Annotated in this window: 22 protein-coding genes; 16 read left to right on the forward strand and 6 right to left on the reverse strand. The window is 74.1% G+C overall.

Translation table 11 applies throughout. From position 1 onward, the window contains the following. Positions 1-61: 61 nt before the first annotated feature. The 6 genes from E9228_RS11165 (at position 62) to E9228_RS11190 (ending at position 6168) form a co-directional block, all read left to right on the forward strand. A complete protein-coding gene (locus E9228_RS11165) occupies positions 62-649 on the forward strand; it encodes a TetR/AcrR family transcriptional regulator (protein ID WP_166780616.1) in 588 nt (195 codons plus the stop codon). A gap of 60 nt (positions 650-709) precedes the next feature. Then, positions 710-1075 carry a S1 domain-containing protein gene (locus E9228_RS16790; protein WP_208385844.1) on the forward strand — a complete coding sequence of 122 codons (366 nt, stop codon included), beginning with the start codon at positions 710-712 and terminating at the stop codon, positions 1073-1075. A gap of 24 nt (positions 1076-1099) precedes the next feature. After that, positions 1100-3877, forward strand: coding sequence for a helix-turn-helix transcriptional regulator (locus E9228_RS11175; RefSeq protein ID WP_166780617.1), 2778 nt, complete (start codon positions 1100-1102; stop codon positions 3875-3877). Between the two features lie 143 nt (positions 3878-4020). Further along, a complete protein-coding gene (locus E9228_RS11180; protein WP_166780618.1) occupies positions 4021-4737 on the forward strand; it encodes an alpha/beta fold hydrolase in 717 nt (238 codons plus the stop codon). A 54-nt stretch (positions 4738-4791) separates the two neighbouring features. Then, positions 4792-5628, forward strand: a complete 837-nt coding sequence (locus tag E9228_RS11185; RefSeq protein ID WP_166780619.1) for an alpha/beta fold hydrolase — start codon at positions 4792-4794, stop codon at positions 5626-5628. Between the two features lie 129 nt (positions 5629-5757). After that, positions 5758-6168 carry a hypothetical protein gene (locus E9228_RS11190; protein ID WP_166780620.1) on the forward strand — a complete coding sequence of 137 codons (411 nt, stop codon included), beginning with the start codon at positions 5758-5760 and terminating at the stop codon, positions 6166-6168. A 28-nt stretch (positions 6169-6196) separates the two neighbouring features. Here E9228_RS11190 and E9228_RS11195 read toward each other — a convergent pair whose 3' ends face one another. The 3 genes from E9228_RS11195 to E9228_RS17355 form a co-directional block, all read right to left on the reverse strand. Further along, entirely contained in the window at positions 6197-7045 is an 849-nt protein-coding gene (locus tag E9228_RS11195; protein ID WP_166780621.1) for an SDR family NAD(P)-dependent oxidoreductase, read from the reverse strand. A 72-nt stretch (positions 7046-7117) separates the two neighbouring features. Continuing rightward, positions 7118-8971 (reverse strand): FtsX-like permease family protein, encoded by a 1854-nt coding sequence (locus E9228_RS11200; RefSeq protein WP_166780622.1) that lies wholly within the window; start codon positions 8969-8971, stop codon positions 7118-7120. 3 nt (positions 8972-8974) lie between these two features. Next, positions 8975-9745, reverse strand: coding sequence for an ABC transporter ATP-binding protein (locus tag E9228_RS17355; protein ID WP_341849867.1), 771 nt, complete (start codon positions 9743-9745; stop codon positions 8975-8977). A 181-nt stretch (positions 9746-9926) separates the two neighbouring features. Here E9228_RS17355 and E9228_RS11210 point away from each other — a divergent pair, with 181 nt between their 5' ends. Next, positions 9927-10367: an NUDIX hydrolase gene (locus E9228_RS11210; RefSeq protein WP_166780624.1), complete on the forward strand. Its 441-nt coding sequence runs from the start codon at positions 9927-9929 to the stop codon at positions 10365-10367. A gap of 18 nt (positions 10368-10385) precedes the next feature. On the opposite strand, the gene E9228_RS11215 is transcribed toward E9228_RS11210, so the two are convergent. After that, positions 10386-11162: an alpha/beta fold hydrolase gene (locus E9228_RS11215; RefSeq protein WP_166780625.1), complete on the reverse strand. Its 777-nt coding sequence runs from the start codon at positions 11160-11162 to the stop codon at positions 10386-10388. Positions 11163-11216: 54 nt separating this feature from the next. Between E9228_RS11215 and E9228_RS11220 the strand changes: the two genes are divergently transcribed. Then, on the forward strand, positions 11217-11630 hold the full coding sequence (locus tag E9228_RS11220; protein ID WP_166780626.1) for a MarR family winged helix-turn-helix transcriptional regulator: 414 nt from the start codon (positions 11217-11219) through the stop codon (positions 11628-11630). Here the strand turns inward: E9228_RS11220 and E9228_RS11225 are convergent. Next, the gene (locus E9228_RS11225) at positions 11614-12942 is read right to left on the reverse strand and encodes a PP2C family protein-serine/threonine phosphatase (RefSeq protein WP_166780627.1); all 1329 of its coding nucleotides are present in this window, start codon (positions 12940-12942) and stop codon (positions 11614-11616) included. The genes E9228_RS11220 and E9228_RS11225 overlap by 17 nt on opposite strands. A 175-nt stretch (positions 12943-13117) precedes the next feature. Between E9228_RS11225 and E9228_RS11230 the strand changes: the two genes are divergently transcribed. Next, complete coding sequence (locus tag E9228_RS11230) at positions 13118-13639, forward strand: hypothetical protein (protein WP_166780628.1); 522 nt, start codon at positions 13118-13120, stop codon at positions 13637-13639. A gap of 6 nt (positions 13640-13645) precedes the next feature. Here E9228_RS11230 and E9228_RS11235 read toward each other — a convergent pair whose 3' ends face one another. After that, complete coding sequence (locus tag E9228_RS11235; protein WP_166780629.1) at positions 13646-14110, reverse strand: DUF2231 domain-containing protein; 465 nt, start codon at positions 14108-14110, stop codon at positions 13646-13648. Between the two features lie 195 nt (positions 14111-14305). On the opposite strand from E9228_RS11235, the gene E9228_RS11240 reads away from it, so the two are divergent. The 7 genes from E9228_RS11240 (at position 14306) to E9228_RS11270 (ending at position 20730) form a co-directional block, all read left to right on the forward strand. Next, positions 14306-14986: a response regulator transcription factor gene (locus E9228_RS11240; RefSeq protein WP_166780630.1), complete on the forward strand. Its 681-nt coding sequence runs from the start codon at positions 14306-14308 to the stop codon at positions 14984-14986. Next, entirely contained in the window at positions 14983-16386 is a 1404-nt protein-coding gene (locus tag E9228_RS11245) for an ATP-binding protein (RefSeq protein ID WP_166780631.1), read from the forward strand. The genes E9228_RS11240 and E9228_RS11245 overlap by 4 nt, the downstream gene beginning before the upstream one ends. 129 nt (positions 16387-16515) lie before the next feature. Next, complete coding sequence (locus tag E9228_RS11250; RefSeq protein ID WP_166780632.1) at positions 16516-17955, forward strand: ferric reductase-like transmembrane domain-containing protein; 1440 nt, start codon at positions 16516-16518, stop codon at positions 17953-17955. Continuing rightward, positions 17952-18425, forward strand: coding sequence for an FMN-binding protein (locus E9228_RS11255; RefSeq protein WP_166780633.1), 474 nt, complete (start codon positions 17952-17954; stop codon positions 18423-18425). Before E9228_RS11250 ends, E9228_RS11255 begins: the two co-directional genes overlap by 4 nt. Further along, positions 18422-19168, forward strand: coding sequence for an FAD:protein FMN transferase (locus E9228_RS11260; protein WP_166780634.1), 747 nt, complete (start codon positions 18422-18424; stop codon positions 19166-19168). The genes E9228_RS11255 and E9228_RS11260 overlap by 4 nt, the downstream gene beginning before the upstream one ends. After that, positions 19165-19824, forward strand: a complete 660-nt coding sequence (locus E9228_RS11265; protein WP_341849868.1) for a nucleoside/nucleotide kinase family protein — start codon at positions 19165-19167, stop codon at positions 19822-19824. The genes E9228_RS11260 and E9228_RS11265 overlap by 4 nt, the downstream gene beginning before the upstream one ends. A 66-nt stretch (positions 19825-19890) precedes the next feature. Further along, complete coding sequence (locus tag E9228_RS11270; RefSeq protein ID WP_166780635.1) at positions 19891-20730, forward strand: NmrA family NAD(P)-binding protein; 840 nt, start codon at positions 19891-19893, stop codon at positions 20728-20730. Positions 20731-20737: the final 7 nt, after the last annotated feature.

The raw sequence follows: 20737 nt of genomic DNA on the forward strand, positions 1-20737 counted from the left end.
CATCCGCCCCCCTCGAACTGGCGGTCGCGCCACCCTTGCCCGGGGCCGGATGATCGTCCTCATGCCCGTGCCCGATGCCGACCTCCGTCCACGCATCGTCCAGGCGGCGATCGAGGCCTTCCGGCGCTCGGACTTCCACGCGGTCGGGCCGGCAGAGGTCGCCGCGATCGCCGAGCTCACCGTCGAGGACGTCACCGACGCGTACCCGGTGTGGGAGCTGCTCGTCGTCGCCGTGATGAACCGCTGGAACAACGGCGACCGCGCAGCACTGTGGCCGATCGCCGAACAGCACGGTGCTGCCGCCTACCTCCGCGCCCGTCTGGAGTCCGGCCTGGCCGATCCCGGGCTCGTGCGCATCCGGATCGCCACCCTCAGTGCGGCGTCCGCGCCGACGCACCCGGCCGCCGGGTGGTTCCGGAACCAGTACGTGCACGCGTTCGAGGACATCACCCTCGCACTCGTCCGCGACGTGGTCGCCGGTCGTGAACCCCGCGGGACGTCACCGCGGCACGCGGCGGAGCAACTGGTCGCGCTCTACGAGGGGTTGCAGGTGCAGTCGCTCATGCGGGACGACAACGACCTGCTGTCCGGGTGGGACCGGGCCATCGCCCGGATGCGGGCCGGATGGGGTGCGGTCGCGCTCGTCTGAGCGACCGGGCCGGTGGCGGCTTCCTGGACGTCCGCCGCGTGCGGCGCGCACGATGGCGACATGACCACGACGACCACCGGGACGGTGCGCAGCTGGCGTGCGGACGAGGGGTGGGGAGTCGTCGACCTGGACCCGGTCGTCGGAGGTGATCCGTGCCTCCCGGCAGTGCGCGACGTCTGGGTGCACTTCAGCGCGGTCGTGGGACGTGATCTCCGGTACCTCGTTCCGGGTGAGCGCGTGACCGTCGACTGGGAGGCCGTCCCGCACCCGCCGCACGGAGGGCAGGCGAGCGCGGTGACCGTGGCGGACGGCGTGTCAGCGGACGGCGCGGACGGCGTGTCAGCGGCCGATGCGGCCGACGCGACCGGCTCCGGCGTGATGGACAGCACCCTGACGATCCGGTGGGACGACGGCTCCCCGAGCTGACCGTGCCGCTGCCATACTGACCCCATGACGACGGCGCAGCCCGTCATCGGGCGTGAGCGGGAGACCTCGGCCCTCCGCGATGCGGTCCGTGGCGTTGCCGGTGGCGGCGGCGGTTCCGCGTTCCTGATCGACGGGGAAGCGGGGATCGGCAAGTCGACGCTGGTCGCCGGCGTGCTCGAGGACGCGGGTCGGCACGACGTCCGGGTCCTCATGACCATGGGCACCCTGGCCGAGTCGGCTGAACCCTACGCAGCGCTCCACATGCTCCTGTACCCGCTGCGCGCCGGCATCCCGGACCTGCCGCACCCGCAACGACGGGCGTTGGAGGTCGCGTTCGGGGTCGTGACGGGCGTGCAGCCCTCGCCACTCCTGGCCGGACTCGCGGCCCTGACCCTGCTCTGCGACGCCGCGGCCGCTCGTCCGCTCCTGGTCGTCGCCGAGGACCTGCACTGGATGGACGTCCCGTCGCAGTGGGCGCTCCGGATGATGGCCCGCCGCGTCGGCGAGGACCCGGTCGTCATCGTCATGACCACGCGGCACACGGACACGGCGGAGGAGCCGGGACTCCGACGCCTGCACCTCGCGCCGCTCGACGCGTCGGCCGCCGACGAGCTGCTCGACGGCATCCCCGGAGCACCCCGGGGACCGGCGCGACGTGACCTCGTGGTCCGTGCCGAGGGCAACCCGCTGGCGCTGCACGAACTCGGTCGGTCGGCGTCCGGGGAGCAGGCCCGCGAACGACCCGTGGTGGGCCGGGTCGAGCAGGAGTTCGCCGCGCGCTACCGCGAGCTGGACCAGTCGGTCCGGCTGGCGGTGCTCGCCGTGGCCCTGTCCGGCAGCACGAGTGCGGAGGGGGCGTCCCGGGTGGCTGCGCGAGCGCTCGGGCGGTTCCCCACGCCGACGTGGACGGAGCAGGCGTCGGCGTCCTCGCTCCTCGAGTGGGTCGCTCCGCGGGCGATCCGCTTCCGCCACCCCCTCGTGCAGTCGGCCGTCCTGGCAGCGGCGTCGCCCACGGAACGCACCGCGGTCCTCCGGTCGCTCGTCCTCGAGCACGAGGACGACCCGGCACGGACCATCTGGTGGCGGGCCGAGCTCACCACCGGACACGACGACCCGCTCGCGGACGAGATCGCCGCGCTCGGTGACGGACGGACGGCGATGTCCGACCCGTTCGTCGCCAGTCGCGCCTACGAACGTGCCGCCGAACTGACGTCGGACGTCGCCCGGCGTGTGGAGCGGCGCCTCGTCGCGGCGGAGCTCGCCGGACTGTCCGGGCGGATCTCGGACGCGGCCCTGGTGGCGCAGCGAGCGCGGGACGAGGCGCCCGACCGGCTGCTCGCAGCGCGTGCGGCGTGGGTGGCCGAGGTCCTGCCGACCGGCAGGACGGGGCTCGCGGTCGGCGACCTCGGACCGGCGCTCCAGGCCGTCTCCGAGATGCAGGCGGCCGGCGGGGTGGAACACGCCACCGCCGCCCTGCTCCACCTGGCCGCGATCGCCTGGGACCACACGGTCGAGGCGAACCCGGGCGACCCGATGCTCGTCGTCGTCGAGGCGCTCGCGTTGCCGGACGACGACCCGCGGGCGATCCTCCTGGCCGCCCGGACCGAGCCGGTCGTCCGGGGCGACGCCGTCCTGGAGCGCGCGCTCGCGGCGGCCCCGGCAGCACAGGACGAGGAGTCTGCGTGGCTGCTCGGGTACGCGCTCAACCTCGTCGGCGAGATCGAGACCGCCCGCGTCCTGCTCGACCGGGCCCTGGCGAGCATGCGGACGCGTGGCGAGCTGCGGACGTTCCCGCAGGCCCTCATGGGGACCTCGATGACGACGTACCTCGCCGGGGACGTCGCGGAGGCCCGGGTCCTCGCGGAGCAGGCGGAATCGCTCGGCCGTGACCTCGGCGATGCCGGGTTCTCCGCTGCTGCCCGGTGCGCGCTCGCCTGGTTCGACGCGCTGGACGGCGTCCAGCCGGACGTCGAGCAGATCGCGGGCGGGACCCCGGCGGGCGCACAGGTCCTCCGCTCCGGTGCGATGCGCGCGACGCTCCGCGGCGCGCAGGGCGTGGTCGACCTGCTCGCTGGACGGGCGGCGGATGCACTCGAGGGTCTCCGCGGTCTGTTCGACCCCGATGACGACGCGTACCACCCGTGGTTCGGCGTCGCGACCTCGCACGACTTCGTCGACGCCGCGTTGGAGGCGGGGCGTCGGGTGGACGCCGAGCAGCGGTTGGCGGACCTCGAGCAACTCATGACCCGGTGGAGCGCACCGCTCGTCCGGACGGCGGTCGACCACGCCCGGCTCGCGCTGATCCCCGACGACGAGCTCGAGGCGGCGTGGGCGACCCTGCGGCACGCGCACTGGCCGATGCCGTACCTCCAGGCCCGAGCGCTCCTGCGGCTCGGTCGTCGTCTGCGTCGCGCGCGACGGAGCGCCACCGCACGCGTCGTCCTGCACGCCGCCCTGGAGCTGTTCGAGGCGATGCCCGCCCCGGTCTGGGCGGAGCGGACACGCGACGCCATCCGGGCGACGGGGGAGCGCCTGCCGGCCTCCGGACGGCGGAGCGTCGACCTGCTCACCCCGCAGGAGCTCCGGGTCTGCACGCTCGCCGCCCAGGGGATGAGCAACCGGGCGATCGGTGAGCACCTGTTCGTCTCGCCCCGGACGGTCGGCGCCCACCTGTACGCCGCGTTCCAGAAACTCGGGATCTCGACACGGCAGCAGCTGTCCGGCGTGATCGTGACGGACGTCCTCGTGGCGGACGAGTCCGACGAGACCGGGGCGACCACCGGTCGGTCGGCGGGCATCTAGGTCATCCCGGTGGCGGATCTCGGTCACCGTGACGGATGTGCACCGGTCGTGTCCGCTCGTACCGTCGGGAACGGAACCACGCACCTCCACCACCGACGCTGGTCCGCGCCACCGGCTGCGGACCAGGAAGGAGCGCACGCACCATGTCCGGATCCCCCACCATCGTCCTCGTCCACGGAGCATTCGCCGACGCCGCCAGCTGGGCACCCGTCACGAAGCTCCTCCTCGACCAGGGCCACCGGGTCCTCGTCCCGCCGGTCTCCAACCGCAGCCTGTCCGGCGATGCCGCGTACATCCGGTCCTTCGTCGAGCAGATCGACGGACCGGTCCTGCTCGCCGGACACTCGTACGGCGGCGCGGTGATCACCGTCGCCGGTGTCGCGGAGAACGTCGTCGGCCTGGTGTTCGTGGCGGCCTACGCGCTCGAGGAGGGCGAGAGCCTCGGCACCCTCCAGGGCGGGTTCCCCGACAGCGACCTCGCCGCAGCCCTCGTCTACGCGCCGTACCCGGTGGACGGTGCCGAACCCGGCACGGACGTCTCCGTGGCGATCGACGCCTTCCCCGCCGTGTTCGCCGGCGGGCTCGCACCGGAGGTGGCGACGGTCCTGGCGGTCTCGCAGCGCCCGCTGTCCGCGGTCGCGTTCGGCGAGCCCGCGTCCGTCGCCGCGTGGAAGACCAAGCCGTCCTGGGGGATCGTCTCCAGCGCCGACCACACCATCAACCCGGACGTCGAGCGCTTCGGCTACCAGCGGGCCGGAGTCCGCACGGTGACCGAGATCGACGCGCCGCACCTGGTGATGCAGACCCATCCGGCCGAGGTCGCCGGCGTCATCACCGACGCCGTCGCCGAGCTCAGCTGACGACCGACCGACCGACCCAGCACACCGCACGACCACCACAGGAGGGCACCACACATGGGCTACATCACCACCGACGACGGGGCAGAGATCTACTTCAAGGACTGGGGGGACCCCGACGCGCAGCCGATCGTGTTCCACCACGGTTGGCCGCTGTCCTCGGACGACTGGGACGCGCAGATGCTGTACTTCCTGGCCGAGGGCTTCCGCGTGGTCGCGAGCGACCGCCGTGGCCACGGACGGTCGTCGCAGATCGGCACCGGCCACGACATGGACCACTACGCCAGTGACGTATCCGCCGTCGTCGAGCACCTCGACCTGCACGACGCGATCCACATCGGCCACTCCACCGGCGGCGGCCAGGTCGCCCGGTACGTCGCCCGGTACGGCCAGCCGCAGGGACGGGTCGCGAAGGCGGTCCTCGTGTCCGCGGTGCCGCCGCTGATGCTCAAGACGGAGTCCAACCCGGAGGGCACCGACATCTCGGTGTTCGACGGGTTCCGCGCCGCGCTCGCCGCGAACCGCGCCGAGTTCTTCCAGGCGGTGGCCTCGGGCCCGTTCTACGGCTTCAACCGTCCCGGCGTGACCACGTCCGAGCCCGTGGTCGCCAACTGGTGGCGTCAGGGCATGGCGGGCAGCGCCCTCGCCCACCTCGAGGGCATCAAGGCGTTCTCGGAGACCGACCAGACCGAGGACCTGCAGGCGATCACCGTGCCGGTCCTGGTCCTGCAGGGCGACGACGACCAGGTCGTCCCGTACCAGGCCGCCGCCCTGAAGCAGGCCGAGCTCCTCAGCGACGCCACGCTGAAGGTCTACGAGGGCTACCCGCACGGGATGCTGACCACCCACGCCGACGTCATCAACCCGGACATCCTCGCGTTCATCCGGAGCTGACGTCGCCGACGCCGCGTCCGCAGCGGACCGGACGGGAGGCGCGGTGCCGGTGGGCCGACGAGGTCACCGGCACCGCGCCTCCCGTCCGTCAGCTCCGGCGGGACGCCCGGAGCATGGCAGGCTCGTCCCATGCAGGAGTGGGGGAACGGGAGTCCGGTACCGGTGTGGGGTGGACCGCCGGCCGTACCGACGCGTCGTCGCGGGTCCGTCTGGGCCGTCGAGGGCATCGTCGTCGCGGCGGTCGGGTTCGCGGCCGCGCTGATCGGTGCTGTGCTGGGAGTGGCCTCGTTGCTCGGGAGCGGGCTGATCTACGCCGCGAGTCAGGGCGAGGCCGGACACGGCGGCCTGTTCCGGCAGATCACGCGGATCGGCGACCTCTTCGTCGTGCTCCCGCTGGCACTGGTCGCCGCAATGTGCACGGTCGTCGCCTGGTGGCGCACCCGCGGTCCGGACCGGTCACGTGTGACGACGATCGTCGCGACCGTCCTGACGTCGTGCCTGCTGCTGCTGTCGCTGGTCACCGCCCTGTTCGTGCTCTGACGAGGTGCCGGGCCGGCTCCAGCCGGAGTCACTCCAGCTGGTCGACCAGGGCCTCGCTCGCCGCCCACGACCGCGCGGCGTTCGCGGTGCTGATCGTCGGCGGCAGGGCGACCGTCCGTCCACGGTCGTCGACCATCCCGCCGACCGGCCCGAGGTCGGCGGTGCGTGACCCCAGGTGCTCCGCGACCGGGCAGGTGGTGCGCGCGAACCGGTTCGCGATGGTGCCGACGATCCGCAGTGGCAGCGCCTGTCGACCGAGCAGGTCGGACGTGATCAACCCGGGGTGGAAGACCGCGGCGCTGATGCCGGCTCCGGTCTCGGCGAGGTGCCGCGACATGAGCAGCTTCCACGCGACCGCCTGCGTCAGGACCCGTACCCCGGAGGCGTTCGCGTCCACGCCGTCGACGGCGAAGTCCTTCAGGCGCCGGACGAGTGCCGGCGCCACGCCGACCGTGAGGACGCGGGCCTCCGGAGCGTCGCGGAGGAGCGGCAACGCTGCTCGGGTCAGGAGGAAGTGCGTCAGGGCGTTCGTCGCGAAGCTCCGCGGGATGCCGGGCCGCAGGTCACCACGTTCGCCCACCGATCCCGTGGCGTTCACGAGGACGTCCAGGCTGCCGACCGTGCCGCCGAGGTCCTCCACCAGACGACGCACCGAGGCCGGGGACGTCAGGTCGGCGACGCGGGACTCGACGTCGACGTCGGCACCGGGCGTCGCCTCCTGGACGGCACGGACGGCATCGCGCCCACGGTCGGCGTCCCGTGAGAGCAGCACCGTCCGCGCACCGAGGCGAGCGAGCCCCTTCGCGACCGCGAGCCCCACGCCGGACGAGCCGCCCGAGACGAGGACGGTCGTGCCGTCCATCCGCTGCGTTTCCATGTCGACCTCCGGATCGATGACACTGCGTGTCGTCAACCTAGCACCGAGACCGGTGCGCTGCCGCGGCGCTCCTCACCGGCCCCGCACGATCCGCCGCACCCCGGGCAACACCCCGAGCACCGCCACGACGACAGCGGCGCCCGAGAAGCCCGCCCACGCCGGCACGTCGAACCCCGAGGCCGGCGCCCCGGCGAGCCCCTGCCCGACCCCGACCAGTGCCGGCAGGACGGCGACCGTCCCGATCACCACGGCCGCGACCGCCGTGAACACCGTCTCGACCCCCGCCATCCGCAGCAGCTGTCCGCGCGTGGCCCCGGTCCGCTGCAGCAGCCCGAACTCGTCCCGCCGACCCCGCATCGCGGTGAGCAGCGTGTTCCCCGCCGCGGCCGCCACGAACGCGAGCAGCGCGACGATGAGCACCAGGGACAGCCGCCGGTCGCCGTCGCCGGACCGCAGCACGGTCGCGGCGTACGCGTCGACGGACGTGACCCGCAGGTCGAGGCCGAGGAGCGCCTCCCGGACGGCAGCACCCTCGCCGGGACGGACGTCGACCAGCAGCGTGTCGGTGGGACCGGCCGAGCGGTCGCGGACCAGCAGGTCCCCGAACGCCAGCCCGCGGTCGTAGACCGCGACGACCCGGGCCGAGGTGGCCGGACCGTCCCCGGTCCGCAGCTGGACGGTGTCACCGAGGCCGGTGGGCGTCAGGGCGACGAGGTCACTGCTCACCGCGACGGTGCCGGGGGCGTCGAGCGCCGCCAGCGATCCGGACCGGACGTCGGGGTCGACCGAGCGGGTGTCGGCGGACAAGCCGCGGACGACCGTCGGCTCCCAACCGAGGGCGCCGAGGTCCTCGTCGTCGGCTTCGACCTGCACCGATCCGGAGCGGTCGCGCATCGTCGTGGTCCCGCTCACGCCCGGCAGGGCGGCGATCCGCCGCGCCTGGTCTGCCGTGACACCGCCTGTGGTGGTCACGACGAAGTCGGACGGGAGGCCCGCCACCAGCTGGTCCGCCGTGGCCCGGCCGAGCGCGGCGTCCGTCCCGGTCTGCACCGTGCCGAGCGCCACGAGGAGTGCGAGCGGCACGACGGCCGCGCTGAGCCGCCGGGAGGCACCACGCGCGTTGAGGAGGGCGAGGACGCTGGCCGCTCCGCCGGCTCCGGACCGCGCGACGGCGAGCCCGCGACGTGCCGTCCACTGCACCAGGAGCGGTCCGGCGAGGGCCGCGGCCACGACCAGCACGATCGCCGAGGTCGCACCGGTGGCGCTGCCGACGAGACCCGGGGTGAAGAAGGGGGTGGCGGCGATGCCGAGTCCGGCGAGGGCGGTCACCCCGGCGGCGATCCGGCGACCGGTGGACAGCGTCGGCACGTCGGTGGTGCTGGCGCGGACGGCGTCCGTCGGACTCGGACGGGTCGCGGCCCGGGCGGCCATCGCGGCGGCGAGCAGCCCGGTCGGCACGAGGACGACCAGTGTGCCGACCAGCGGCACGATGCTCGCCGTCAGCGTGAAGCCCGACGGGACGATGTCGCTCGCCCGCAGGAGCGGCGTGGCCGAGGCGGCGGCGAACGTCCCGACGACGGCACCGACGGGGGCGACGAGAGCGAGCAGGAGCAGCACCTCGGTCCGGACGGTGCCGCGGATCTGGGCGGCGGTCGCGCCCACCGCACGGAGCAGGGCGAACTCGCGGCGGCGCTCGCGGAGGACCCCGGAGAAGACGTTCGCGACCATGAACACGGTGATGAGGAGCAGCGTGCCCGCGAAGGACCCGGCGACGCTGGACAGGAACGGCAGCTCCGGGTGCCGGACCCCCGCTTCGAGCCACGCGGCGGTGACCCCGAGGAGCACGGCGGCCAGGGCCACCACGACCCCGGCGCCGGACACCGCGGCCCGGTTGACGACGAGCAGCGAACGCAGCGCGGCGCGCACGACTCAGTGCCCCAGGCCGAGCACGCGGGCGGTGACGGACTCGAGGGTCGGGGCGACCAGGTCGCCCTGCACCCGCCCGTCCGCCAGGAACACGACGCGGTCGGCGAAGGCAGCGGCGCGGGGGTCGTGCGTGACGAGCACCAGCGTCTGCCCGAGGGACCGCACCGCGTGCTGCAGGAGCTGCAGGACCCGGTCAGCGGTCGCGGTGTCGAGCGCCCCCGTCGGCTCGTCGGCGAACACCACGTCCGGCCCGGCGACGAGCGCGCGGGCGATCGCGACCCGCTGCGCCTGCCCGCCGGACAGCTCGCCCGGCAGGCGGTCGGCCATGCCCTCCAGCCCGACGGCGTGGAGCAGTTCGGTCACCCGGTGGTCGTCCTCGCGGACACCGGCCAGGGTGCGGGGCAGCTGGACGTTCTCGCCGACGGTCAGGTGCGGCACCAGGTTGTAGCCCTGGAACACGAAACCGACGTGGTCGCGGCGGAACCGGGTGACCGCGTCCGGGGAGAGCGTGCCGAGGTCGACCCCGCCGATGACGACCCGACCGCTCGTGGGGGTGTCGAGGCCGGCGGCGCAGTTGAGGAAGGTCGACTTGCCGGAGCCCGACGAACCCATCACGGCGGTGAAGCTGCCGGCGGCGACGTCGAGGCTCACCCCGTCGAGGGCGCGGACGGTCGACGGGCCGTTCGGGTACGTCTTGGTGACCTGGTCGAGGTGCACGGCGGCGCCGGTGCGGCGGGCGACGGTGCCGGGTTCGGGGCGGATGGCTGTGGACACGGGGGACTCCTCGCTCGGCGGTGCGCGGGTTCGCAACGACGCCGTCCACGCTAGGAACGCGCGGGTCGCCGCCCCAGGGCCGAACGGTGGGACTGTCGGGCCCTGCGTCCTTCGATGCAGGTCGGTCGCCAGGCGCGGCGCGGCGCTCCGCCATCGGTCCGGTCCCTGGGATGGTCGGGACATGGAGTACACCGACTACGACACCAGGCTGGCGTCCTACGCCGTCGTCACCGACGGGGACCGGGTGCTGCTCGCCCGGTTGAGCTGGCCGGACGCGGGGCTCTGGACGTTGCCCGGCGGTGGTGTCGAGTTCGACGAGACCGTCGAGGAGGGCGCGGTCCGCGAGGTCCTCGAGGAGACCGGGTACGACGTGGTCGTCGAGGAACTGCTCGGGGTGCGGTCGCACGTCGTCCCGCCCGAGCGTCGGAAGACCCGGAACGGCCGACCGATGAAGGCCGTGCAGGTGGTGCACCGCGCGCGGGTCGTCGGGGGTGCGCTGCGCCACGAGGCCGAGGGGACGACGGACCTGGCGGCGTGGGTGCCGATCGCCGAGCTCGGGTCGCACCGCCACGGGCTGCTCGTGGCGCAGGCGCTGCGGTGGGCGGGCGTCACCGCGGAGTGAGCCATGCCCGCCGTCCGCTCAGTGCTGCGTGACGAACGGGTCGAGCACGGCCCAGGTCGCCTCGGGTGCCTCGAGGTGCGGCAGGTGTCCGGCCGCGGGGACCTCGGCGAACACGGCACCGGGGACGGCTCCGGCGACCGCGCGCCCGTAGGTCGGCGTGACGACGCGGTCGCTGGCGCCCCAGACCACGAGGGTCGGCACGTCCACCGCCGCCAGGCGTCCGAGCAGGGTCGCATCGCTCATGTCCCGCCCGGCGAGGACGGCCATGGTCTGTCCGTTCGACCGCAGGATCGCGCGCTGCTCCTCGGTCACGAGTGCCGGGTCCTGGAAGCCGCGTTCGGCGTCGTGCCAGGCGACCTCGGCCAGACCGCGGGCGTCGAGCGCGAAGAAGTCCGCGATCGGTTCCCCGTCGACGACGACCCCGACGGTGTCGATGACGACCACGCTGCCGAGGACGCCGGCGAACCGCTCGTCCGCCGCGGCCTGCACGGCCATCTCGAGCGCGATCCACCCGCCGATCGAGGAGCCGACGACCAGCACGTCGCGCTCGCCGTGGTCGAGGAGCCGGGCCAGGTACGCGGACGCCAGGTCGGCGACCGACGCGATCGACCCCGGTCGCTCGGTGCCGTCCCAGCCCGGGTGGGTGGGGGCGTGGACGGACCGGGAGGCGGCGAGGTGTCCGACGACCGGGGCGACCGTCCGGGGTCCGCCGCCGCCGTGCAGCACGAGGGCGGTCGGTGCGGCGGGGTCGCCGGCGCGGAGGACGGGCAGGTCGTCGGGGAGGGTGTTCGGCATGGTCGGGTCTCCTGAATCAACATGTTGATCTAAATGTGTTGATACCGTAGCACCATGACGACGGACCTCGAACGGCTCGGGCAGGCGATCAAGCGGGCGCAGTACCGGAACCACCGCACGATGGACCTCGCGCTGCAGGACGTCGGGGTGACGCTGGTGCAGTGGGACGCCCTGCGCGCCGTCGACCGGATGCCCGGCGCGTCCGGTCACGACCTGGCCGTCGCCACGTTCCAGAGCGACCAGGCCTTCGGGACGCTCGCGACGCGACTCGTCGAGCGCGCGCTCATCGAGCGGACGGCGGGACGGGGGCGTCGACTCGTGCACACCCTCACCGACACCGGGCGCGAGGCGCTCGACGACGGACACCGAGTGGCCGCCCGCGTGCTCGACGAGCTGTTCGCGCCGCTCGACGAACCGCAGCGTGCGGCGCTGATGCGGACGCTGACCACCCTCACCGCGGGGGAGTGACGGCCCCGTCCGGACGCGCGTCGTACCGGACGGCGAGCACCGTGACGTCGTCCGAGTGGTGGCCGGCGCGTCCGAGCTCCTCCAGCTGCGAGACCAGGCGCTCCGGGTCCGACTCCGCCACGGCGAACGCCTCGAACCGGTCGAGTGCGTCCATGCCGTCGCCGAAGAGGTCGAGCACGCCGTCGCTGACGACGAGGACCACGTCGCCGTGGCCGAGCACCGTCTCCTGCGTCGTCCAACTCGTCCCGACGCCGATCGGGGTGTCCGTGCTCCGGAGCCACTCGTGGCCCCCGTGCGCACGCAGCACCAGGGCCAGACCGTGTCCGGCGTCGACCCACCGGGCGACCCCGTCGACGTCCAGGTGCATGTGGAAGCACGTCGTGAACTGCTCGGTCGCCGGGGCGTCCAGACCGACGTCCAGACCGGTCGCCGTCCGGCTCACCGCCTCGTCGGGCGCGCCCACCCGGACCGACGAACGGAGGACCGACCGCACCACCGCGGCGATCATGCCCGCGCCGACGCCCTTGCCCATCACGTCGCCGAGGGTGAAGGCCGCGCCGTCCGTGGTCGGGAACCAGTCGTAGAAGTCGCCACCGACCGAGCGGGTCGGCAGGCACACGGCACGGACCGTGAACACCGCCGGCAGGTCCGCCGTCGACACGGGCAACAGGGAGCGCTGGACGAGGGCCGCCTGCGAGATCTCGGCCTCGGCCTGCTGCCGCAGCTCCTGCACGGTCTGCAGCCGGAAGGCCCCCTGGCGAGCGAGCTCGTTGGTGACGCCGGCGACCGCGGTGAAGACGACCAGCACGACGACCAGCCGGACGACCTCGCTCGCGCCCAGGTCCGCGTGCCCGAGGAGCATCGGCACCAGGAAGGTCGCCGCCGTCCCGACCAACGGGTAGAGGACGTTCTGCCGGCCCGGTCGCGCGGCGATCCAGATCAGGGGCAACAGCACCGCGGCGAGGAACGGGGAGCGCGCGTCACCGGTGCCGTACCGCAGCAGGCCGATCGCGACGAAGTCGAGCGCCGGCACCAGGAGCTCGAAGCGCAGCAGCGACGGTCGGGCCGTGAGCAGGACGGTGAACGCCAGCCCCACGACCGCGAGTGCCGTCCCGGTCCACATGCTCGTCGCGTCCGTCACCGTCAACCAGGGCAGCAGGACGCTGCACACGGCGGCGAGGACGGACACCACGGCGATCACGGCCTGGTTCGTCACCGGGGTCGTCCTCGCCCCGGTCCGCCCGGGGGCGGCGCCCGCTCGGTCGACCGCGGTGTCCGGGACGACGGTCGGACCGGCAGGCGTCTTCGTCATCAGGGCTCGACGCTACCGGCAGCACGGGTCCGGGGGAACGCGCCCGTTCGTGGGTCACGAGCCGGTCTGCCCGGGTGACACGTGCCTCCCGGAGAGGTCACGAGTCGGTCTCGGGCCGGTCTCGATCCCGCATCGGCCCGTCGGCGGACCGGCGCGCTCCGTCAGGATCGTCCGCATGGGGAACCACCGAACCGTCCGGACGTCCGTCATCGCCGCCGCCGTCGCACTGCTCGCATCGTCGGCGCTCGCCGGGTGCTCGGCAGCCGACCCCGCCGGCGCCGCCGCGGACCCGTCGCGCACCCCCTCCAGCGCGGTGACCGCGGCCGTGGACCCGGAGCAGGCCAGCCCGGCACCCGTCGACATGGACGCGGACGGCAGCGCCGCGGCGACGTGCGGCCAGGTCAGCGCGCTCGAGTCGATCGCCCTGAACGCGCACGACGGCCTCGCCCGCGGGACGCTCACCCGGGCGCAGTCCGACGCCCTGGCGGCGGCCGTCCGGTTCGGGTTCGAGCACCTCGCCAGCTCCGACCCGAAGGTGTCGCCCGCGGTGGAGTCCGCTCAGCGGTACCTCGAGCAGCACCCGGGCCCGGTGATCGACGACACGACGGCCGACTGGGACCTCCGGGGGCGGACGATCACGACCGCCTGTCGGGAAGCCGGGTCGAACGTCGTCGTGTCGGCGCAGTACGGCGGCTGACCGGCGTCAGCCCTGCCACACCGAGACGGCCCCGGCGTGGCCGATCACCACGACCTCGACCAGCGACACCACGCCGACGGCGACGAGCAGGACCGGTCCGACGACCGCGACCGCGCGGACGGCGCCGCCGTTCGTGACGCGTGCGATGCCGAAGCGGTGCCAGCCCCACCACAGGACGAGCAGCGCGAACACCGCGATCGACCAGGGCAGCAGGCCGTCGGCGAGCTCGGTGTGCCGCTGCAGCAGTGCGGTCTCCTTCTCGCGTGACTCCAACCACTCGCCCGAGGACGTCGCCAGGGGCACGGAGACCAGCGCCACCAGCGCGATCAGGGGCGCGCCGACGGCGAGCCACCGGCGTGCGGCCGGCCAGACCGCGACGGCGATCGCGACCAGTGCGGCCACGGGGACCGCGACCGAGGTCAGGTGGACCAGGAGCGGGTGGAGCGGGAGTCCGCCGAGTTGCCAGTCCATGTCGGACCTTCCGTGCCGGGGCGACCCAGGTCGGCCGCACCGGTCCAGGCAACCGGAACCCGCCGCTCGTGGACTGCGTGCCGGGTGCTCGGTTCGTTCGAGACCACACACGAACCCCCGTCCGGGTGCGACCGGGTGCGGTGCGCACCACCGCTCCCGCATGATGGTGCTGCGGGCGCGGAGCGGGAGGTCCAGATGGCGAAGATCCTGGTGGTCGAGGACGACCCGGAGATGGGGGCCCTCGTGGCGCAGGGCCTCGGCGACGAAGGGCACGCCGTCACGGTGGTGACCGACGGCATCGCAGCGCTGACCGCAGCGCGAGCGGACCCGTTCGACGCCGCGGCGATCGACGTGATGCTGCCGGAGATGTCGGGGTTCGAGATCTGCCGGCGCCTGCGGGAGATGGGACAGGACCTGCCGGTGATCCTCGTGACCGCCCGGGACGCCGTCGACGACCGGGTCTTCGGCCTGGACGCCGGCGCGGACGACTACCTCACCAAGCCCTTCGCGATCGCCGAGCTCAACGCCCGGATCCGCGCGCACCTGCGGCGGCGGGCAGCGGGGTCCACGGTGGTGGAGGCCGCCGACGTCCGACTCGACGTCGTCGCGGTCCGGGCCAGCGTGGGCGGCCGGGACCTCCCGTTGAGCGTCAAGGAGTTCTCGCTCCTCCGGTACCTCATCCAGGGATCGCCCGAGGCCCGCAGCCGCCGTGACGTGCTCGACGAGGTCTGGGGGAGCGCCGACCACTTCGACCCGACGATCGTCGACCAGTACGTCAGCTACGTCCGCAAGAAGCTGCACGCCGCCGGGGCCGGGGTCCGCATCCGGACCGTCCGCGGTGTCGGGTACGCGCTCGAGGTCGGGACCGCCGGGTGACACTGCTGCGACGGCTGTCGATCCGGGCCCGGATCACGCTGGGCAGCCTCCTGGTCGGTGCGGTCGTCCTCGCCGGCGCGATGGTCGCGCTGCACCTGCAGATCGCGCACGCCACCCTCGAGACGGACCGCTCGCTCGCCGCCGCCGACGCCGCGCCCTTCGTCTCGGACCTGCGGGGGAACCCCGGTGAGCCTCCGGACCGTCCGGCAGCCGGGGTCCTCGTCGGGATCCGGTCGGCCGACGGCGACTGGGTGGTGGACGCCCTGCCCCGGATGGTCAGCCGTGCGCTCCCGAGGACGGTGCCGGACGACGAGGTCACCATGCGCCTGCGGACCCCGCGTGGGCCCGTGACCGTCGTCGGCGTGCCGGTCCGGAGTGCCGACCGGACGTCCGTCGTCTGGGCGGCGCGGGACGGGCGTGCCGGGCACGAGACCCTCGGGCGCATCGACCGGTCACTCGTCGTCGGCACGCTCCTCGCGTTGACCGCGTTCGGGCTCGCCGCGTGGCTGCTCTCGACGATCACCCTCCGACCGGTGTCCCGGATGCGGCGGGCCGCCGAGGACCTCGGTGGCGGCCGGACCGCCGGACACCTCCCGGTCGGGCCCTCCGACGACGAGTTGGCCGACCTCGCCCGGACGCTGAACTCCTTCGTCGACCGACAGCGGGAGAACACCGACCGCGAGCGTCGGATCGTCTCGGACGCCAGTCACGAGCTCCGCACCCCGCTCGCTGCCCTGACCGCGCGGCTCGAACTCGCGCACCGGTCCTCCGGGGACGCGGTCGCGCTCGAGGGGGTGCTGACGGCCGCCGAGTCCGACGTCGCGCGGCTGACGTCGTTGGCCCAGACCCTCCTGGAGCTCAGCCGGCTCGACGAGGCGTCCGACGGCGACCGGCGCCCGGCGACGACGACGGCCGAGGCCCTCGTCACCGAGGTCATGCAGAGCGTCGACCGGGCGCGGATGACCGGTGGTACCGGTCCGGGTGGTACCGGTACCGGTGCGACGCCGGTGGACGTGGACTTCACCGTCGACCTCCTCGACCCGGCCCGCTCGTACGCCGTCGATCCGGCCGCGTTCGCCCGGATCGTCGACAACCTGGTGACGAACGCCGTCGCGCACGGCACCGGGGCCACCGCCGTCACCATCCGGCTCGGCCAGACGCCGGACCGGGCGCTGCGCCTCCTGGTCGAGGACGACGGCCCGGGCATCCCCGAGGCGTTCCTGCCGATCGCCTTCGAACGGTTCGCCCGCGCCGACGCCGCTCGTCGGGCCGGCACCGGCGGGGCCGGCCTGGGCCTCGCCCTGGTGCGCGGCCTGGCCGAGCACGCCGGCGGATCGGCGACGCTGACGAACCGCCGGACAGGAGGCGCGTCCGCCGCCGTCGTGATCCCGCCGGCCTGACCGCGTGGCGCGTCCGCCCCCCGATCACTCGAGGTCTCGAGCGATCCCCACTGCTGGTTCCGGGCAGATCGAGAGGAGCGGTGCCGATGCTGAACGGCACCTGATCACACGCTGGAGAGGAACGAGCCGATGATCGACACCGCTCGCCCCACGCCGAGGACCGCCCCGGCACCCCGACCACCGCTCCGACCGTGGGACGACGCCGCTCGTCGGCGACACCGGTCCGGACGCCGTCGCCTGGCCGCGGCCGACCTGCTCGTGGCGGCGACCTGGGCCTCCGCCGCGATGGCCGTCGCCCTGTGGCTCGTCTCGCCCGGGTCGCACAGCGTCTCCGGCGTCAGCGGCGTCCTGACCGACGCGGGGATCGTCGCGGGCCTGGTCGCGACGGACCTGGTGCTCGTGATGCTGGTCCTCGCCGCCCGTGTCCCGCTGCTCGACCGCGTGGTCGGACAGGACCGGGCGATCGCGGTGCACCGGTCCCTCGGCAAGCCCGTCCTGTTCCTGCTGCTCGCCCACGGTGCGCTGCTCACCCTCGGGTACGCCGCCGCCGACGGGTCGAGTCCGGTCGCCGAGACCATCGCGCTGTTCTCGAGCCCGGACATGCCGCTGGCGTACCTCGGCCTCGGGCTGTTCCTCGTCGTGGTCGTCAGCTCGCTCGTCGCCGTCCGACGGCGCCTGTCGTACGAGGTGTGGCACGGCATCCACCTGCTCAGCTACGCCGCGGTCCTGGTCGCGCTCCCGCACATGCTCAGCGCCGGCAGTGTCCTGGCCCACGGCACCTGGCAGCGCGGGTACTGGATCGCGCTGTACGTCCTGTCGCTCGGGCTCATCGCCGTGTACCGGTTCGTCGTCCCGGTGGTCGTGAGCCTGCGGCACCGCATCCGGGTCGTCGCCGTCGAAGCGATCGCCCCCGGGGTGGTCTCGATCCACCTGGCCGGCCGGGACCTCGACCGGCTGGGCGCCCGCGGCGGCCAGTACGGCGTGTGGCGGTTCTGGACCGGCGCCACGTGGTGGCACGCCCATCCGGTGTCCTTCTCGGCGGTGCCCACCGCCGACCGCGCACGCATCACGGTCCGTGACCTCGGTGCCGGCTCGGCGCGACTCGGGCGGGTCCGGCCCGGCACCGCCGTCTCGCTCGAGGGTCCGTACGGACTCTTCACCACCCACGCCCGGACCGCGCCGTACCTGGCGCTCGTCGCGTCGGGCATCGGCATCACACCGGTCCGGGCGCTGCTCGAGGACACCGACCTGCGGCCGGGCGAGGCGACCGTGCTGCTGCGCGGCACCGACCGGCGGCAGCAGTACCTCTGGCAGGAGACCGCGGCGCTCGCCGACTCCACGGGCAGCCGGGTCTGGGCGATGGTCGGGCCGCGCGCGTGGTCCCGACCGAGCTGGATGACGGAGGAGGACCTGCGCCGAGGGGTCACCCTCGGGTCGGTGTTCCCGCACCTGCTCGAGTCCGACCTGTACGTCTGCGGTCCCCGGGCCTGGTCCGACCTCGTCGTGCAGGACGCCCGACGAGCCGGCGTTCCCGGACACCGCATCCACCTCGAGCGGTTCGGCGCATGAGGGCCCGGGCGGTCCTCGGCGGGGTGCTGTCCTCCGTCGCGGTGCTGGTGATCGGATGGCAGGTCGGCGGGCAGACGGCGACGACCGCGAGTCCGCAGACGTCGACGTCGGACACGAGCGGGTCCACCGGGACCGGCACGAGCGCGACCTCCGGTCCGGCGTCGTCGGGCTCCACGGGGACGGGTTCCACGGGGTCGGGTACCTTCCTCGGCTCGGTCGCCCAGACCCGGTACGGCCCCGTCCAGGTGCAGATCGTGGTCAGCGACGGCGTCATCACCGACGTGACCGCACCGCAGCTCACCGACGCGGACGGACGGTCGGTCGCGATCAGCGCCCAGGCCGCGCCGGTCCTCCGTCAGGAGGCCCTGCAGGCCCAGTCGGCCGACATCCAGGCCGTCAGCGGTGCGACCTTCACCAGCGAGGGCTACACGACGTCGCTGCAGTCCGCGATCGACCAGGCCGGACTGTGAACGCGCCCCCGACCGTCCGGACCTTCGCGACGATGGGCACCGTCGTGAGCCTCCGAGGTGCGGACGACGAGACGGCCGAGGGGGTCCGGGCCGTCTTCGCCGGGTACGACCACCGGTACAGCCGGTACGACCCCGCGTCGGTGCTCAGCCGCGTCGCGGCCGGGTCGCTCCGCATGACGGACACCCCGGAGGAGGTCCGGGACGTCTACGCGTCGGCCCTCGCCTGGCGGGACCGGACCGGCGGCGCCTTCACCCCGCACCGCCCGGACGGGACGATCGACCTCTCCGGCATCGTCAAGGCCCTGGCCGTCCGCGACGCCGGCGCGGTGCTCGACGCCGCCACCTCGGACTGGATGCTCAGCGCGGGCGGCGACGTCTTGGTGCGCGGGACGCACGACGGCGCACCCTGGCGGGTCGGGATCGTCGACCCGGACCGCCGCGACGCCCTGGCCGACGTCGTGCAGCTCGACGCACCCCGGCGTGCGGTCGCGACGTCCGGCACCGCCGAGCGGGGCGAACACGTCTGGCGCCGCTCGGTCCCGACCTTCGCGCAGGTGACGGTCATCGCCGACGACATCGTCACCGCGGACGTCCTGGCGACCGCGGTCCTGGCCGGTGACGAGACCGACCTCGCCCGGACCACCGCCGACGGCACCGTCGACGTCCTGGCGTTCGGCGTCGACGGTCGTGCCTGGGCGACACCCGGACCGTCCCGCCGCCCGTGCAGCAGGATGGGTGGGTGAGCACGCCGCAGACCCTGTCCGCCGACCAGGCCGTCGCACGCGCGGTGGCGCTCGCCGCAGCCGGTGGCCGGAGCGTGCTCGGCATCGCCGGCGCCCCCGGCGCGGGCAAGTCCACGCTTGCTCGACGTGTCGTCACGGCGGTCACCGAGCAGCTCGGTCCGGGCGTCGCCGTGCAGGTCCCGATGGACGGGTTCCACCTGGCGAACGCGGCACTCGACGCCCTGGGCCGACACGACCGCAAGGGGGCGATCGACACCTTCGACGCGGCCGGGTACGTGGCCCTGGTCCGGCGCCTCACCGCGACCGGCGACGGCACAGACGGCACCGGGACGGTCTGGGCCCCCGACTTCGACCGCCGCGTCGACGAACCCGTCGCCGGCAGCATCGCCGTCCCGCCGGAGACCGTGCTCGTGGTCTCCGAGGGCAACTACCTGCTCGACCAGAGCACCCCGTGGCGCGAGCTGCCCGGGCTCTGCACCGAGACCTGGGCCTGCGTGGTCGACGACGACGTCCGCATCGACCGTCTCGTCGGTCGGCACATGCGCCACGGCCGCGACCACGAGCGCGCCCGTGCGTGGGCCGTGGAGGTGGACGGCGTCAACGCCGCACGCGTCACGGCGGACCTGCACCGGGCCTCCGTCCTGGTCCGGACGTAGCGCGGACCACCGCACCACCTCGTACGACCGCACCCTCCCCGCACCACCGACCGACAGGAGCACGACGTGACCATCGCCATCACCGGAGCCACCGGCAAGATCGGCGGCGCCGTCGCCCGGGCGCTCGCCGCGGACGGCACGCCGTTCCGCATGGTCGTCCGTGACGCATCCCGCGCCCCGGAGCTGCCCGGCACCGAGGTCGCGGTCGCGACCTACGCCGACGCCGACGCGGCGCGCGCCGCCTTCGAGGGGATCGACGTCCTGTTCCTGGTGTCCGGGGCGGAGGCCCACGACCGGCTCGACCAGCACCGCACCGTCGTCCGTGCGGCGGCCGACGCCGGCGTCCGGCACGTCGTCTACACGTCGTTCCAGGGCGCGTCCGCCGACGCGACCTTCACGCTCGGCCGCGACCACTTCTGGACCGAGCAGGCCGTGCGCGACACCTCGATGGCGCACACGTTCCTGCGCGACTCGTTCTACCTGGACTTCGTCGAGGACCTGGTCGGCGAGGACGGCGTGATCCGCGGTCCGGCGGACGACGGCGCCATGGCCGCGGTCGCCCGCGCCGACGTGGCCCGCGTGGCGACGGCCGTCCTCCGCGACCCGGCACGACACCTCGACCGCACCTACGACCTGACGGGTCCCGCGGCGATCACGCTCGAGCAGGCAGCCGCGGTCGTCAGCGAGGTCCGGGGCCGCCCGGTGTCGTACCACCGCGAGTCCCTGGAGGAGGCCTACGCCTCCCGCCAGCGCTGGCAGCCCGAGCCCTGGCAGGCCGACGCCTGGGTCAGCACCTACACGGCGATCGCGGACGGGTCGCTCGCGAAGGTGTCCGGCGACGTCGAGCGCGTCACCGGGCGTCCGCCGATGACGCTCCGCCAGGTCCTGGAGGCACGCGGCGACTGATCCGCGC

Source organism: Curtobacterium salicis (assembly GCF_011759505.1).
Lineage (GTDB): Bacteria > Actinomycetota > Actinomycetes > Actinomycetales > Microbacteriaceae > Curtobacterium > Curtobacterium salicis.

Bases quoted from the DNA above. Each gene is read 5' to 3' on its own strand.
- E9228_RS11165 (WP_166780616.1), top strand. From the start codon at position 62: ATGCCCGTGCCCGATGCCGACCTCCGTCCACGCATCGTCCAGGCGGCG.
- E9228_RS16790 (WP_208385844.1), top strand. From the start codon at position 710: ATGACCACGACGACCACCGGGACGGTGCGCAGCTGGCGTGCGGACGAG.
- E9228_RS11175 (WP_166780617.1), top strand. From the start codon at position 1,100: ATGACGACGGCGCAGCCCGTCATCGGGCGTGAGCGGGAGACCTCGGCC.
- E9228_RS11180 (WP_166780618.1), top strand. From the start codon at position 4,021: ATGTCCGGATCCCCCACCATCGTCCTCGTCCACGGAGCATTCGCCGAC.
- E9228_RS11185 (WP_166780619.1), top strand. From the start codon at position 4,792: ATGGGCTACATCACCACCGACGACGGGGCAGAGATCTACTTCAAGGAC.
- E9228_RS11190 (WP_166780620.1), top strand. From the start codon at position 5,758: ATGCAGGAGTGGGGGAACGGGAGTCCGGTACCGGTGTGGGGTGGACCG.
- E9228_RS11195 (WP_166780621.1), bottom strand. From the start codon at position 7,045: ATGGAAACGCAGCGGATGGACGGCACGACCGTCCTCGTCTCGGGCGGC.
- E9228_RS11210 (WP_166780624.1), top strand. From the start codon at position 9,927: ATGGAGTACACCGACTACGACACCAGGCTGGCGTCCTACGCCGTCGTC.
- E9228_RS11215 (WP_166780625.1), bottom strand. From the start codon at position 11,162: ATGCCGAACACCCTCCCCGACGACCTGCCCGTCCTCCGCGCCGGCGAC.
- E9228_RS11220 (WP_166780626.1), top strand. From the start codon at position 11,217: ATGACGACGGACCTCGAACGGCTCGGGCAGGCGATCAAGCGGGCGCAG.
- E9228_RS11225 (WP_166780627.1), bottom strand. From the start codon at position 12,942: ATGACGAAGACGCCTGCCGGTCCGACCGTCGTCCCGGACACCGCGGTC.
- E9228_RS11230 (WP_166780628.1), top strand. From the start codon at position 13,118: ATGGGGAACCACCGAACCGTCCGGACGTCCGTCATCGCCGCCGCCGTC.
- E9228_RS11235 (WP_166780629.1), bottom strand. From the start codon at position 14,110: ATGGACTGGCAACTCGGCGGACTCCCGCTCCACCCGCTCCTGGTCCAC.
- E9228_RS11240 (WP_166780630.1), top strand. From the start codon at position 14,306: ATGGCGAAGATCCTGGTGGTCGAGGACGACCCGGAGATGGGGGCCCTC.
- E9228_RS11250 (WP_166780632.1), top strand. From the start codon at position 16,516: ATGATCGACACCGCTCGCCCCACGCCGAGGACCGCCCCGGCACCCCGA.
- E9228_RS11255 (WP_166780633.1), top strand. From the start codon at position 17,952: ATGAGGGCCCGGGCGGTCCTCGGCGGGGTGCTGTCCTCCGTCGCGGTG.